The organism is Methylobacter marinus A45 (assembly GCF_000383855.1).
In the GTDB taxonomy this organism is placed as follows: domain Bacteria; phylum Pseudomonadota; class Gammaproteobacteria; order Methylococcales; family Methylomonadaceae; genus Methylobacter; species Methylobacter marinus.
Genome location: NZ_KB912877.1, coordinates 865,637 through 880,418, shown reverse-complemented (window position 1 = coordinate 880,418; position 14,782 = coordinate 865,637). Strand labels below are relative to the sequence as shown.

16 protein-coding genes are annotated in these 14,782 nt (G+C 51.6%); 13 read left to right on the top strand and 3 right to left on the bottom strand.

The annotated features are described in order from the left end of the window. Positions 1-7: 7 nt before the first annotated feature. The 12 genes from METMA_RS0103860 to METMA_RS0103810 all read left to right on the top strand — a co-directional run bounded on the left by METMA_RS0103860 (position 8) and on the right by METMA_RS0103810 (position 7,687). On the top strand, positions 8-1,039 hold the full coding sequence (locus METMA_RS0103860) for an NUDIX domain-containing protein (RefSeq protein WP_020157755.1): 1,032 nt from the start codon (positions 8-10) through the stop codon (positions 1,037-1,039). A 355-nt stretch (positions 1,040-1,394) separates the two neighbouring features. Then, positions 1,395-1,694 carry a DUF3144 domain-containing protein gene (locus METMA_RS0103855; RefSeq protein WP_020157754.1) on the top strand — a complete coding sequence of 100 codons (300 nt, stop codon included), beginning with the start codon at positions 1,395-1,397 and terminating at the stop codon, positions 1,692-1,694. Positions 1,695-1,767: 73 nt separating this feature from the next. Beyond that, positions 1,768-2,568, top strand: coding sequence for a helix-turn-helix domain-containing protein (locus METMA_RS23875; protein ID WP_084254079.1), 801 nt, complete (start codon positions 1,768-1,770; stop codon positions 2,566-2,568). Between the two features lie 48 nt (positions 2,569-2,616). Next, positions 2,617-3,105, top strand: a complete 489-nt coding sequence (gene fabA / locus METMA_RS0103850; RefSeq protein ID WP_020157752.1) for a bifunctional 3-hydroxydecanoyl-ACP dehydratase/trans-2-decenoyl-ACP isomerase — start codon at positions 2,617-2,619, stop codon at positions 3,103-3,105. A gap of 299 nt (positions 3,106-3,404) precedes the next feature. Further along, positions 3,405-3,929 carry a DUF6985 domain-containing protein gene (locus tag METMA_RS0103845; protein ID WP_156830450.1) on the top strand — a complete coding sequence of 175 codons (525 nt, stop codon included), beginning with the start codon at positions 3,405-3,407 and terminating at the stop codon, positions 3,927-3,929. A gap of 120 nt (positions 3,930-4,049) precedes the next feature. Next, entirely contained in the window at positions 4,050-4,472 is a 423-nt protein-coding gene (locus tag METMA_RS0103840) for a Tse2 family ADP-ribosyltransferase toxin (protein WP_020157750.1), read from the top strand. 264 nt (positions 4,473-4,736) lie between these two features. Beyond that, the gene (locus tag METMA_RS0103830; RefSeq protein ID WP_020157748.1) at positions 4,737-5,159 is read left to right on the top strand and encodes a DUF4442 domain-containing protein; all 423 of its coding nucleotides are present in this window, start codon (positions 4,737-4,739) and stop codon (positions 5,157-5,159) included. A 74-nt stretch (positions 5,160-5,233) separates the two neighbouring features. After that, positions 5,234-5,575, top strand: coding sequence for a YciI family protein (locus tag METMA_RS0103825; protein ID WP_020157747.1), 342 nt, complete (start codon positions 5,234-5,236; stop codon positions 5,573-5,575). A 68-nt stretch (positions 5,576-5,643) separates the two neighbouring features. Beyond that, positions 5,644-6,096, top strand: coding sequence for a YybH family protein (locus METMA_RS0103820; protein WP_020157746.1), 453 nt, complete (start codon positions 5,644-5,646; stop codon positions 6,094-6,096). Between the two features lie 673 nt (positions 6,097-6,769). Continuing rightward, on the top strand, positions 6,770-6,979 hold the full coding sequence (locus METMA_RS0103815) for a type II toxin-antitoxin system HicB family antitoxin (protein ID WP_020157745.1): 210 nt from the start codon (positions 6,770-6,772) through the stop codon (positions 6,977-6,979). Between the two features lie 2 nt (positions 6,980-6,981). Continuing rightward, positions 6,982-7,209 (top strand): type II toxin-antitoxin system HicA family toxin, encoded by a 228-nt coding sequence (locus tag METMA_RS26235; protein WP_084254078.1) that lies wholly within the window; start codon positions 6,982-6,984, stop codon positions 7,207-7,209. Positions 7,210-7,318: 109 nt separating this feature from the next. After that, positions 7,319-7,687, top strand: a complete 369-nt coding sequence (locus METMA_RS0103810) for a calcium-binding protein (protein ID WP_020157744.1) — start codon at positions 7,319-7,321, stop codon at positions 7,685-7,687. A gap of 471 nt (positions 7,688-8,158) precedes the next feature. Here METMA_RS0103810 and METMA_RS0103800 read toward each other — a convergent pair whose 3' ends face one another. From METMA_RS0103800 to METMA_RS23870, 3 genes are all read right to left on the bottom strand, one after another. Then, positions 8,159-9,784, bottom strand: coding sequence for a DHA2 family efflux MFS transporter permease subunit (locus METMA_RS0103800; RefSeq protein WP_020157742.1), 1,626 nt, complete (start codon positions 9,782-9,784; stop codon positions 8,159-8,161). Positions 9,785-9,790: 6 nt separating this feature from the next. Continuing rightward, on the bottom strand, positions 9,791-10,744 hold the full coding sequence (locus METMA_RS0103795) for an HlyD family secretion protein (protein WP_020157741.1): 954 nt from the start codon (positions 10,742-10,744) through the stop codon (positions 9,791-9,793). A gap of 454 nt (positions 10,745-11,198) precedes the next feature. Then, positions 11,199-12,179, bottom strand: coding sequence for a hypothetical protein (locus tag METMA_RS23870; protein WP_020157740.1), 981 nt, complete (start codon positions 12,177-12,179; stop codon positions 11,199-11,201). Positions 12,180-13,079: 900 nt separating this feature from the next. On the opposite strand from METMA_RS23870, the gene METMA_RS0103780 reads away from it, so the two are divergent. Continuing rightward, positions 13,080-14,669, top strand: a complete 1,590-nt coding sequence (locus tag METMA_RS0103780) for a fatty acid--CoA ligase (RefSeq protein WP_198014456.1) — start codon at positions 13,080-13,082, stop codon at positions 14,667-14,669. Positions 14,670-14,782: the final 113 nt, after the last annotated feature.

Genomic DNA, 14,782 nt, shown 5'->3' with positions numbered 1-14,782 from the left:
AACGCGCATGAACAAGAAATTCAACGTAGCCGTCGTCATCGGCCGCCACCAGATTTCCCATGTCGGGCATGAACTGTTAAAGCGCAAGGCGCTGGATATCGCCGAGCGGGTGGTCATTATTATCGGCTCATCCTTTCAATCGCGGAATCCGAGAAATCCGTTCAAATGGACCGAGCGCCGGGATATGATTCTTTCGACGCTGTCGGAGGAAGACCGGATGCGCACTGCCTGCGTCCCGATCCGCGATTACTACAATGACGACCGCTGGAACGCGGAAGTCAAAAGGATTGTCGGCGAGTACGCCAGCCAGGATATTGCGCTCGTGGGGCATAAAAAAGAACGGGACATCGACACCTACTATCTGGATGACTTTAAGGAATGGAGCTACATACCGGTTGAATCGAATACCAAAATAGACGCCTCGGAGCTGAGATCCGTCTATTTTGAAGCGGAGGATGTGGACGTCTCGCTTTCGGCAATAGCCGACTGGATACTGCCGCCTGTCAAACAGTATTTGAAAGCCTGGTCATTGCGCGCCGAATACCGCGAGCTGGTAAGAGAATATAGAAAAGTGAAGCAGGAACAGGACATGTGGAAAGGAAGCCCTTATCCGGTCATTTTCAGTACGGCCGATGCGGTCGTGAAAATAAACAATTCCGTGCTGCTGGGCAAAAGAAAGAATTATCCGGGCAAGGGATTGTGGGCGCTGCCCGGCGGCTTTGTCGAAACCGGTGAACGTGTTTTTACCGCGGCCCTGAGAGAGCTGAAGGAAGAGACCCAGATAGGCCTGATGCCGGTATCGCTGATCAACGACTTCAAAGCCGTTAAAGTGTTTGACCATCCCAAACGCTCCTGTCGCGGCCGCGTGATTACCCATGTCCATTTTTTTGAGTTGAGAGGCGTCAAATTTCCGGCCATTCAAGCCGCCGATGACCTGGAAGAGGTGGCATGGATAGCGATTGACCGGCTCAACGACATGGAAGAGCTGTTTTTTGAGGATCACTTTCATATCCTTAATGAGTTTTTGGGCTTGCGTTGAAAAACAAGTGTGCTGACCCGGATATTTCATAAAGTGTAAAAGCCTGAATTTGATCCGACAACTTACAAAATCAGTCTTAACTGCACATGATATTGAATGGTTTAAATCGCCCCATTGCACTTTTTCACTCGAATTTTTGAATGGCGTTAATTAGCATTATAGCGGCCAGTTGTTGAATTGCCTGGGCGAGTCGGTTGTAAAAAGTATTGAAGCTATCTGGATCTGTTTATCGTAAAAATGACGTATGTTATCCCGCTTAGAACTGCAGCGTTTTCAGGAAAAATGTTTTGATGCTGTGGTCCGGTGTGTAATATATGCAGATCTTGAGAATCACTTGTTATGAGTATAAAAACCAATGAGTGACAATAAGCCAGATAAGGATTTTTGGGATAGAGCAGATGAAATAATCGATCTTGCCAATAAACAATGTGACAGCGCTTCAAATGGTAAAGTCAGCTCATCTCTGCTTTATGCGGCAGCTCGATTTAATGCTTTTATTGTTGCATCCTCAGCAAAAGACTCTGAAGAATTGAAAAATGATAAAGAGCGAGCTGTAAAGTACTTCACGGAACAATACAAAAAGATGCTTGTTGAAAATATTGATGAACATATTAAAAACTATGAGAAAAACATTGAAAAGCAAAGAAACTCATAACGAATAAGGTTAGATTGTGGTTCGCTTTGCTCACACAATCTAACCTTATTCGTTAGGCTTTACAGAGAACAAAATGGAAAATCCATATCAACCATTTCAGCCAACTTTGACAAAATCAGGCTTAAACACTTTTGGCCTTTATCTTAAGTCTACGAATGCATGTATTTATTTACGAGGGATAGTTCATTCGTATCTGCAAATTGAAGCAACAATGCCCACTCGTTATCCCATTATTCCAGATGGCACTCAAGCGATATTTATTTCTCCTAATGGATCGCTACTCAGTGGGTCCCGGTTACAAGCCTGCGATCTACAAATTCTCGATGCCGGAGAGTATTTTGGCATTTGGTTTTATCCTGGGGGGTTGCGTCATTTTGTTAACTTAAATGTTTCGGAAATAAAAGATCAGTTTGTGGATGATAGTTGTCTTTCATGGAGTGGCTTTGATGATCTTTATAAGCGCATTTATCAAAACAACAACTTCCTCGATCGAGCGAACGTCTGTGAGCAATGGCTGTTAAGTAACCTCAATAAACTTCCAATAAATCAATTCGATCACGCATTGAGCCTGATATATCAATCGTTTGGCAATATAAGAATTAGTGGGTTAAGCAAATTAGTAGGATGGAGTGATCGCCATCTAAATCGGTTATTCCACCGAAACACGGGGTTGAGCACAAAAGAATTCGCACAGACTATTCGCATTCAACATGCATGCAGGCAGATGTATTCGGTACAAGCTTCTTCATCAAATACGCATCATGACCTTGGATATTTTGATCAATCCCACCTGATAAAGAACTGGAACAAGTTCTTGCTTTCAAGCCCGAGCACCTTTTGGGAGCGATTCAAGTCCGATTTTTACAATAGCTGATCTCTGGAATTTGAAAAAATTACGTTTTTTGCGCACTCGGAGGCCAGGATGCGGTTTTCAAATACAGAGATTTTGGAAATGACTAAAGGAAAATTTTTTGGTGAGGGCAATGCCCAGCTACCGAATTCCTTTATGTTGATGATCGATGAGATTACAAACATTACTAACGATGGAGGAATTTATGATAAGGGCCAACTTGATGCCAACCTGAAAATTCTGCCGGAGCATTGGTTTTTTAGTTGCCACTTTCAGGGGGACCCCGTCATGCCCGGCTGCTTAGGTCTTGATGTATTGTGGCAATTGCTTGGGGTATATCTCGGGTGGTCCGGCTTACAGGGTAAAGGGAGGGCTTTGGGTGTCGGCAAGGTCAAATTTACGGGCCAAATATACCCTGATGCCGGGTCCATTCAATATCGATTACATATAAAACGTATTTTTAAGAAACCAATGCCGATAGGTATTGCAGATGGTATTGTTGTACACAAAGGTAAGACTATATATCAGGCTGAAGACCTTCGAGTAGGACTAATAAGTTGATATTTATAATATTTCGCCTAACGAATCGCTCAAGAGGGACGGTCGCTATCGCGCCCGCCCCTTAAGGCCATAAGATGCGCTAGGCATAGGATGTGCTGAGGAACGAAGCGCATCTCTCGCGATTGATGCGCCTCCTTTCGTCGGCACATCCTATGGCTCTATCTGGATCTGTTTATCGTGAAAATGACGTATGTTATCCCGTTTAGAACTGCAGCGTTTTCAGGAAAAATGTTTTGATGCTGTGGTCCGGTGTGTAATATATGCAGATCTTGAGAATCACTTGTTATCCGGAGAAGAAAATGACCATTGAACCTTTGGGACAGTTACAGCGAGATCCTAACATTGAAGAGTGGCTTGTGAGCAGGGATGTGTCGATCCCATATCTTGATGGTCAGAGCCTGCAGTTCATCATCGAATGCATCGAAGACGACGAGACCCCCGAGGATTTTGAACAGGCGATCAGAAACTTCTTATCACTAACTGCAGATGATCGACATGAAGCTACGCCGTATGTCTTTCAGAACTATCGTCAGTTCGTGGAGGCGGTCGGGGAGGATGAGTTCGATTTCACAATCCCTTCGGCGTCAAAGGTCTGGGAGCATGTCCAAATGACTGCAATTCATGTTTCTCGTAGGACATATGCGGAAAAGGACGTGTATGTGCAGATTACCGGGAACTGCGATTGGGAACAAGAGCATGGGCTACAGGTAGTCCTTCGGAGAGGCAACATCCTTGCTCGAGTGAGTGACCAAGATGGACACCTTACAACAGCAGATGCCTATGCGCTCTCTGAAGAGCAGAATACAATCATATATGAAGGATAACAATGCCATGCACACGGATGGGAATTTCGCTGCGCTTCATTCCCGCCGGTGATGGCTACGTTAGTAGAATATTACTCATGTTGAGCGGTTGTTGTAGAAAATGGAAAAGGAGAATAAAAAATGATAGCAACGGAAAATTTGTACATCATGGATGTGGCCGAATTTACAAAGGACCTTTATAGGATGGGCAACGCCACGTGGCCTGCGTTCACGGAAGAGAGGGCGCGCGTCGACGTCGTTCTTGTCAAACAGGATGGCATTGAAATGGTTGTCGCCAATGGCAACGGCTTTTCTGCTTTTGACCATCTTACAAAAATCATGAGGAAGCCGGGCAAGAAAGTCTGGCGCATCAAAAAGGGCGCGTCTTTGCCGCCGGAGCTTCGTTTAGTCAAGGATAAGAGGCCGGGCCATGAGGGACACTACATGATCGCACCATCGAAAACTATGCCATTAAAAAAGTATCTTGGAGCTCTCGAAGAGCTTGGACTAGATAGGTCGCGGGTTGAGTTAGTTGTTGCTGGAGGGATTGCTAATGTCGGCTAAAGGCATAACACCAATTATCAGTGAGTACCGTATTCTATGGGAGGCGTTGAAGCAATACGAGGAGCGACTCGAGAAGCTGTCGTCTATGTCAACCGATGAGGATCAGCAGCTTAAGTATGACGAGAAGCTTCAAGACCTTGAGGGCCTTCTTCGCTCAGTCAAGATTGCTGCGCAATCTGACTACCAACTAGAACTCGAGTGAGAGGCGCTAACCAGTAGGTCGAGCCAACGGGCTGACGCTCGCTGCTCACCTTCAGGTTAAAAATGGACGTCTCAGATTTACCTTTTAATAAACTCATTGGGCTGCAATTGGCGTCAGACGAAAGCGGTTTTCAAACCTGCTTGCCTGACGGGCAGCAGTACACTAACCATCTCGGCACGGTTCATGCCAGTGCCATGCTAGCTGTCGCCGAGGCCGGCTCAGGGGCTTTTCTAGTTCGGGAGTTATCGGGGTATGCTAGCGTCGTCCCTGTTGTCAGGCGACTTGAAGCAAAGTTTCGTAAACCAGGCGTTGGACAAGTATCGGCAAGATGCGGCGTTGCGCCGGACACGCTTTCAAAGTGGACTGCCGGGCTTAATGAGCGCGGGAGGCTTTCTGCGCCAATTCCCGTCGAGGTGGTTGACGCCACAGGCAATGTGGTTCTGTCAGCTACGGTCGAATGGTTCATTTCCAATGTGCCAGCCTGACCCGGCGTGCAAAGGGACGCTTCGCTGCTCCATGCGCCCCTTAACTCAGCATTATGCCCTTAAGGAGGAATGACATGCGGTACCTGCTCATTATCAGCCATGATGACTCTTTTACTCCGACTGAAACCTTGATAAGGGACATCGGTTCCTGGATAAAAGAGATGGAGCGCCGGGGAGTTCGAATGTATGGCAATCCACTGCGGCCCGCCGGTGACGCCACAACCGTCCGAGTGCGAGAAGGCAAGGTAGTACTAAAGAAAGGGCCATTCACCGACTCAATGGAAAAAATGTGCGCCTATGAGTTGATTGAATGTTCGGGCGATGAGGAAGCGATCGAAGTAGCGTCATCGCATCCAATGGCAAAGGTTGCAACGATTGAAGTAAGAGCGGTTTGGAATGAACTGGCCGGTCGGTAGCGCCAGATGAAATCCCCGTAGCACGTCATAGCATGAGTACGTCCCTCGATCTGAATAGGAGATATTAAGTGAACAATATTAAGCAGTCGACGTTGCAGGTCATTGATGCCTACAAAACGGCGGTTTTTGAGAAAAATATCGACGCATTCATAAATTTATATAGCAAAGATGTATGGGTGTTCGACGCATGGAGCGCCTGGTCCTACGATAGTTTGGAATCCTGGCGGAAAATGGTTGATGAATGGTTTATATCGCTAGGGAACGAACGCGTTAAGGTGAGCTTCGAGGAAGTGCGAGCCATAGATGAGCAGGAACTGACAATAGTCACGTCCATAGTCACCTATGCGGGTTATTCCGCTGAGGGTGAGAAGCTGCACGCCTTGCAAAACCGACTTACTTGGACGCTCAAGTCCGAGGGAAACGCTGTGAGGATCGTTCATGAACATACATCGGTGCCTGTAGGCTTTAATGACAAAAAGGCGATCCTTCTGCGCGAGACTCAATCATGCCCTGCCAAATAACGCATCTTTTTGTTCGAGGGGATGCTCCGCCTTCGTCGCGCTGCTTTCTGCTGCCGGTGATGCGAGGCGTTATGCCTGGCCGTGAACGCACGCCTTCAAATGATCACAAATGATCAACCCAATAAGGCCATAAAATGCGCCAGGCATAGGATGTGCTGAGGAACGAAGCGCATCTCTCGCGATTGATGCGCCTCCTTTCGTCGGCACATCCTATGGCTCTGTATATGGCGTTAGGCAAAGAGGCGAGCGAGCGGCAAGCCAGATATCGGGAGTTATTCACGCGGCATATCGATGGAAATTATTGGAAGAGATTCGTCAAAGGAAATTTGAGTTTCCTTTAAAAGTTAAAGAATTACGTTCGGGGAACTCAAAACATTATCCAGCCCTCCAATTCGCCAGACCTTATAGTTGGGGCAACGAGATATTATTATTCGGCATTCTTTCGTAATGAAGATGATCAGTTTGCGAGTAAGCTTAAAGATGCCGGAATTGAGCGCTTCGTATTTGGAACTATTGGTCCGCAAGATTTAGAATATTTTATACCAGACGATTTGAAAACCAGCGATACTGATATAAACCCTGCCGATTACATGACACAATTCTGTTCATAAAAACGCAGCAGGGAGAAATACAATTTGGTTTCCAATCACTACTTGAATTAGGTTATGTCAATATGAAAATTTACACGGCGATTATTGAAAAATGTCACGACACTGGTTTATATGTGGGTTTCATTCCTGGATTTGCAGGCGCACATAGCCAAGCGGAATCATTGGATGAGCTTAATCAAAATCTTCGGGAAGTCATTGAAATGTTGCTTGAGGATGGTGAGCCAATACTGGAAGCCGAGTTTGTTGGAACTCAAAATGTGGTCATCGCTTAAGCATGGGAAACGTACCTGTTCTTAAACCTCGCGAAGTTGTCGCTTTGCTTGAAATATTAGGATTTACAGAAATCCGGCAACGCGGTTCACATAAACAATTCCGCCATCCTGACGGCAGATGCACAACAGTGCCATTTCATGCCGGACGTGATATTTCCCCAATTTTACTTCGGCAAATCGCTAAAGATATCGGCTTGACAGTTGAAGAGTTACTTAAATTTCAAGCCTAACCCAACGCTCCAGAGGACTCCTCTAACGCTACTCCGCTGAGCTTTACGTTATATGGTTCTGAGCGCTCGACTCATATCACACTCACAATTCTAATGGAGGTATCGTCCAATGGCGAACCGGCAGAAAGACGAAGAACGCGAGTATCGCATCATGATGGAGGCTGTCGTTGACGCTTACTGTCCAGAAGAGCAAGCGATGGGATGGTACTGCTATCTTCAAGACAGAATCGCCTTCCCTTTCAAGGCCCGCTGCATACGAGAACGTTCAATTTCGCCGCTGCGCAAAGGTGAGGAGGTCATAGCTGAGAGTATGGCGTCAGAGGACGATTGTATGCATGAGATGTTCGTTATGGTGAAGTGGAAGGGGCGCTCGATGGGTCTTCCATTGGCGCAACTTGAACCGATTAGTGCGGATGAGGACACAATAGAAGCTGTCGATGATTGGCGTTACTGGGTAGATCGGGGATACGAGCTTTGAGGACGAAGAGCCGTATAATTCTTCATTCAAAGCGGATCCGCCTACGTCGATGGCCGATTTGAAGGTGGCGGTTTCGTTTAAGGCCATTAAATGCGCCAGGCATAGGATGTGCTGAGGAACGAAGCGCATCTCTCGCGATTGATGCGCCTCCTTTCGTCGGCGCATCCTATGGCTCTGCAATTGTTTTCTAATAATTTCAGCAGCTTGTGATGCGGCTCATGCAAATCAAAGGGGACGCCTGAATCATACGGATGCATTGTAGGGGCGGACCTGCGTGTCCGCCCTGTTTCCGGTGCACGATGGATTATCGGAGAGCCATTGGCCGAGGGTGAACCGTTGGGCAAGGGCGAACACACAGGTTCAGCCCTGCGTGTCCGCCCTGTTTCAAGTGCTGTCATTCACATTCGCAACATAACAGTCCGCAATTGGCCGGTACCGCCCAGTCACGGACCGTCTGATTCACTATCGATATCAGCCGCCTGTTTTGCCGGAAGCGGGCGGCGCTATTCTCACCAGCGGCAGCAGCAGCAATGCTAGGAAAAAAACCAGAGCGAGAAGTTGGAACATGGAGTTGATAGTGAGCACTTCCGCTTCGCGCCTGGCCATGCCATAGATCTGCTTCAGCGCGGCCAGATCGCCGTCCTGCAACGAGGCAGTGCTGAAGCGGTTCTGTAGTCCGCCCAGCCAGGCTTGCGTGGTCGCCGAACCGGGCCTCACCGCCTCGCGCAATATCGCGTAATGCTCCTTGTTCAGCCGGATCATCAGGGTATTGGAGACGGCCAGGCCAATGGCGCCGCCCAGATTACGCATGAGATTGTACAGTCCGCTGGCGTTTTTCACTTCCTCCGGCGGCAGCGTGCCAAAGGTCAGGTAATTGATGGGCAGGAAGCAGAACATCAAGCAGAAGCCCCGGAGCGCCTGCGGCCAGAAGAATTCCCAGTAACCGGCCTCATGGGTCAGATTGCCGTTCATCAAGGTCCCGAGGCCGAAGCCGAACAGCCCCAGGCCCAGCGTCAGGCGCGGACCCAGCTTTCTGGCGACCCGTCCGGCAATGAAGGCGGAGGCGAACTGAAACAGGCCGGTGACCATGATGTACTGGCCGATCTGCAGGCTGTTCAGGCCTTTGACGGTGGCCAGATAGGTCGGCATCAGGAAGATGATCGAGTAAAGCCCGATGCCGAGAATGAAGCTGAACAGGCAGCCAATGGCGAAATTGCGGTTGCGGAACGCCCACAGGTCCACGATCGGGTGCTCGATGGTCAGCTCGCGATAGAACATGGCGATGCCGGAAGTCACTGCGATCAGAGTGAAGAACACGATCTCGCGGCTGTCGAACCATTCCTCGCGCACGCCTTCTTCCAGCACGAATTCCGTGCTCCCGAGAAACACCACGATATACACGATGCCGCGGAAATCGATCCGCTTAAGCAAGGCCCAGTCCGGCTCGTCCAGCCGCAGAAACAGCGCGGTGGCGATGGTGACCAGCGTGCCCGGCACCAGGTTGATCAGGAACATGGTGTTCCAGGAGGCCGTCTCGGTGAGATAGCCGCCCAGCACCGGGCCCGCCGTGGGCGCGACCGTCACCACCATGGCGACGACGACCGTCATGGTCGGCTGAAGATGGCGCGGGAACAACGTGTAGGTCACGGCGAATACCGACGGGATCATCGCGCCGCCGAAAAATCCCTGGAAGGCGCGAAAGGTCACCATGGACGGCAGGTTCCAGGCGAGCGCGCACAGCAGGCTCATCACGGTGAAGCCGCCGCAGGACAGGGCGAACAGGTAGCGCATGGACAGCGCCCGTCCAAGCCAGCCGGACAGGGGAATGATCGCCACTTCCGCGATCAGATAAGCGGTCTGCACCCAGGTGATTTCGTCCTGGGTCGCCGACAGCGCGGCCTGGATCTGCTCCAGGGAACTGGCGACGATCTGGATGTCGAGGACCGCCAGAAACATCCCCAGGACCATGGCAAAAAACCCGATCCATTGCCGGGGGCTGACCGTCTTTTCGGCAGCGTCGTTCGAGGCCGGGATTTCGGACGGCTTTTCGCTGGCGGCTGACGGCCGGGGCGAGTCGGGCTTTACTACCGCTGCCATACCGGACTACCCGACCCTGACCTTGACCACCGTGGACAAACCCGGCTTCAGGCGTCTCAGGTCGGTACCGGGCCGGAACCGGATCTTCACCGGCACGCGCCGCACGATCTTGGTGAAGTTGCCGGTGGCGTTTTCCGGCGGCAGCAGGCTGAATTCGGAACCGGAAGCGGGCGAGAAGCTGTCCACCGTGCCTTCGAACCGGTTGCCGGGATAAGCATCGATCAGGATATCCACCGGCTGTCCCGGCCGCATCCGGTCGATCTGGGTTTCTTTGAAGTTCGCCTCCACGAACAGGCCATCGGTCGGGATCAGGTAGGCCAACACGCTGCCGGGCTTGACCAGCTGACCCACCTGCACGCTGCGATTGCCGATGACGCCGGCGATAGGCGCCACAATGCGCGTGTTCTCCAGATCGATGCGGGTCAGTTCCAGGACAGACTGGGCCGCCTTCAGCCGGGCCCGGGTCTCGCCGATCCGGGCATCCAGGGAGGCCAGTTCGCTTTCCGCGGCCTGCCGCGCCGAGCGGGTTTTCTCGACGCTGGCGGCCGCCTGCTTGAGGGCGGATTCGGCGGCATCGCGGGTCTGGGCCGAAATGGCTCCTTCCGCCGCCAGATTGGCGAAACGTTTGGTATCTTTCGCGGCCCGTTCCAGGTCGGCTTGCGCGGCGGCGATATTGGCTTCTTCCTGATGAATTTTGGCGCGCTGCGTGACTTTGTCGGTTTCCAGCGTATGGATGTGCGCCGTTTCTATCAGGACCTGCGCTTCCGCCTGGGCGACCCTGGCCCTGAAATCATGGTCGTCGATGACGACGAGCAGATCGCCCGGCATCACCTTCTGATTGTCCTCGAACAGCACTTCCTTGACGTAGCCCGTTTCCTTGGGGCTGATCAGGCTCAGGTGCGATTTGAGATAGGTATTGTCGGTCGTCTCGAAGGGATGAATCTCTTTAAGCCAGTACACGATGCCTGCGGCTATCGCCGATGAGAGTATTAGAAGGATCAGGATGGTTTTTGGAGAAAAGGAGAGACGCATGTTTGTTGTTAATGCCTTATCAAACGGTATAGTTTAATTTAAAAAAACGGTAATTGGTCATTTGTTCATGTGCTTGCCCTTGACTTCCAATACCGGATCGGGCACGCATAGGCCTTCCAGCGTTGGTTAAGGCACGGGAAGGCCTATGCGTCCTGGCGTCGTTACTGCAGACCCAGTCGCCCGCGATGTCCGGCTTCGATACGGTATTGGATCGAGGCCGGCCGGTCACAATGTTGGCGGGATTGAACGGAATTGACCGCAGTGATGGTTTTGCGGGCCGACGAGGATACTTTGTCCGGCCGCGCCGTGTGTCAGCGACAAAATCAAGCCGGACAACAGTCCGAATTGCCTAATCCTGCCGGATTACGAAAAACGACTTGTTTCATCCATTTTTGCCCCTGGCTCTACCCAATAATCCGAGTCCGGCCAATCCCGACATGAACAACCACGCGGCGGCCGGAACAGGCACCAGACTGGTTTGAAAGCTGAAATTGCCGACTATCGCATTGGTCGAGCCCCCCAAATGATTGAAACTGCTGCCCAATCCCAGATCGCCGGAAAGAAGCAGCGAAGCGGTGGTCAGATCGGTGACGACATTGAACAGATAAAATGCATCGGCCCGGTAATACAAATGGTTATAGAGCGTCCAACCGGAGCGGCCCGTGCTTGGATCGATGTTGGCAGCGTCGTACTCCAACGTATAGTCGCCCGACAGGACCCTGTTGCCCTGTGTTCCGGTATCGATTCGAAAACGGGCGGCGCCGCCGAAACCGACCGCACCAGTGACGCTGCCTGCCAAATCGTCAGGATTGAAACTTAGCGTGGTCGGCTGGCTGTTCCGGCCCTGCGGGTTGCTGACCGTAGGGCCGTTGACAGCAAATTCAAGGCCTGTGGCCTGAATTTCATCGACACCCGCTACCAGATGGTCTTCCAGAAGCTGTTTATTGGTGCGAGTAGCGGCGGCCTCCGCATCAAAAAATTCTTCCAGGTAAATGGAAGGCGCGGCAGTCGCATCCAAGGCGATTGAAGCCGCTAGCGCGTCCCGGTCCAGATTCAGGATCAATGATCCGCCGGAGACTTTGGCGGCTGTCGCCGTTGCCGGCATGAATGCCGCCAGAGCAGCCAGCAAGGTCAAATACCCGCCGGCTGTTTTTGCCAACGGTGACAGGGAATGTGCGGTCGTAACGATAAGCCAGTTCAAGATTGAAATGGGGTTTTGCAGAATGGTCAATGCCGGCAAACGGAGGCTAGGGCGGCTAAAACATCCGAGCCGCCGGCCGTTATCCGGCGCGATAAAAAGGACCAAGCCGCCTGCGGCAAATGGTCTGCCGGATCCGTATTTTTTCAATTCAATTTTTTGCATGATTGTTTCCTGCGTTTTGAGAAATATAAGTTGTTAAACACACTATTCGAAGCCCTCGAATAACTCTCACGGGAAAGACGTTCAGGCTGTCTTGAAGCCAAAGGCCACGGTTTTTTCCAGTCCGCCTTACAGCGCATGTGGCGAAGATGACTCTTTATTTACGATCGATAGCATCCTGGGACAGTCGGCCGGCAGGCTATCAATCGAATTATGACAGCAAATGTCATGCCATCTAACGCATCGGATCCGGCTGTAAATTCCGGCTGTGAAAATAAACAAGCGCATAGGGAAACGATTCGGCATTCAACCGGCCAAGCATGCGAATCCGCTGGCCGTCGGGAGGGATAGACGACGAGTATCCATGTCTTAATATACTAAGGAACGCGCATAGAATAACGTCCTCAAGTGCGCGGATGCATTTCCGGTGTAGGTGCGAATTCATTCGCATCTACAATTCCCTGATTTATTCCATGCCCATTACTAAGCTTCGTTGGAGACGGGCTTCGGGCACCTGGATCAGGTAAGACTTAAATACAGTCCAACTTATTTACTAAGCGAGTCATATGACACAGTGTCAAGCTCTAGCATAAATACAAGTTATTGTTTATAAAGATATAAAAAATAAATCAGCCATATCCCATAGCCCCGATGCGGTATATAACATAATTATTTTATCGAAATCGATAAATACCAATGGAAATCCGCGAATACGCCAAAATCTGCTGAATAATGTTTCACAACTCCTGCTCTAGCTGAACCTTTAAAAATCGTCTCAAGCCCGGCCAAACCTGATCTCAACGGGTTCTTACGCCTGAACAGCCGAGGCCGGTTTATCGCTTGGCACAGCTATTGCTGACAGGCTTGGAAATAGTTGTTTTCCGCCCGTACGGGCCAATAAGAATGAGTCTTTCCACCATGACATCCAGTGAATTCCAGACCCTTGCCGAGATGTGCATCCGCCAGGCCCAGCTGCGGCCGGATGCCGTTGCCTTTATAGTGGACAACCAGCAGCAGACATTTGCGCAACTCGATCTAAGCAGCAATCAGGTCGCCCACGGCTTGACCGCGGCCGGCGTCAAGTCCGGCTCCAGGGTGGCGATACTCGGCAAGGACACGATTGCCCATTATGAGATTCTGTTCGGTTGCGCCAAGATCAAGGCCGTGCTGGTCGACCTGAACTGGCGGCTGGCCCCGCCCGAGATACTTTATATCCTGAACGACAGCGAAACCGAAGTGCTGTTTGTGGCGCCGGAGTTTTTGCCGCTGGCGCAGTCCCTGTTTTCGCAACTGATCACTGTCCGTACGATTATCGCCCTGGATGGCGCGCATGCGGACTGGCCGCTCTACGAGGACTGGAAAACCGAGAATCCGGCCACCCCGATCGCCTGCGAATACAATCCCGAAGACGTCGCCGTGCAGATGTACTCCAGCGGCACCACGGGGCGGCCGAAGGGCGTACAGCTCGCCAACTACAGCTTTTTCAGACTGATGCAGGGCATGCGCGCGGCCGGCGATGCCTGGATGTCGCTGAATCCGGACGATACCTTGCTGCTGGCGCTGCCGCAGTTTCACATCGGCGGGCTCTGGTGGGCCATTCAGGGTTATGCGGTCGGCGCCGCCGGCGTCATCGTCGACACCTTCGTCGCCTGGCAGGCCCTGCAGTTGATCGAGCGGCACCAGGTCACCAAAGCCGTGCTGGTGCCGTCGATGATCCAGCTGATGCTGGAAGAACCCGCCTGCGCGCAGACCGATCTGTCGTCGTTCAAGGGACTGCTCTACGGCGGCTCGCCGATCGCGCCGCCGCTGCTGCGCAAGGCCATGGAAATCTTCGGCTGCGACTTCTTCCAGATCTACGGCCTGACCGAAACCGGCAATATGGCCGTGTGCTTGCGGCCCGCCGATCACAGTCCGGAAGGCAGTCCGAGAATGAAAGCCGCAGGCAGGCCCTTGCCCGGCGTCGAGGTCAAGGTCATTGACGCGAAGGGCCGGACATTGCCGGCGGGCCGCAGCGGCGAAATCTGCATTAAATCGCCCAGCAACATGCTGGGCTATTGGAAGAATGAATCCGCCACCGAACAGACGCTGGTCGGTGGCTGGGTACATACCGGCGACGTGGGTTACAAGGATGAGGAGGGCTACGTCTATGTCTGCGACAGAATCAAGGACATGATCATCTACGCGGGAGAAAACCTGTTTCCCGCCGAGATTGAGGCCGTACTGAGCGAACATGACGCGGTTGCCGAAGTCGCTGTCATAGGGATCCCCGATGAAAAATGGGGTGAAGTCGTAAAAGCCTTTGTCGTGCCGCGCCAGGGCGGCGAAATCAAGCAACGGGAGTTGATCGATTTCGCCAGAAGCCGTATCGCGGATTTCAAAGTGCCCAAATCGGTAACGTTTGTCGATGCCTTGCCGAGAAACCCGAGCGGCAAAGTCCTTAAGCGGGTATTGAGGGCGCCGTTCTGGCAGGACCAGGACAGACAGGTTAGTTAAACAGTCAGGATTCGGTTATCAATCATTTCCCGTTTAAACATAGGATGTGCCGACGCCAGGAGGCGCACTTGTGCCCTTTAGGGTATCGTTCGCGAGCTAATTTCAGGAAGTCA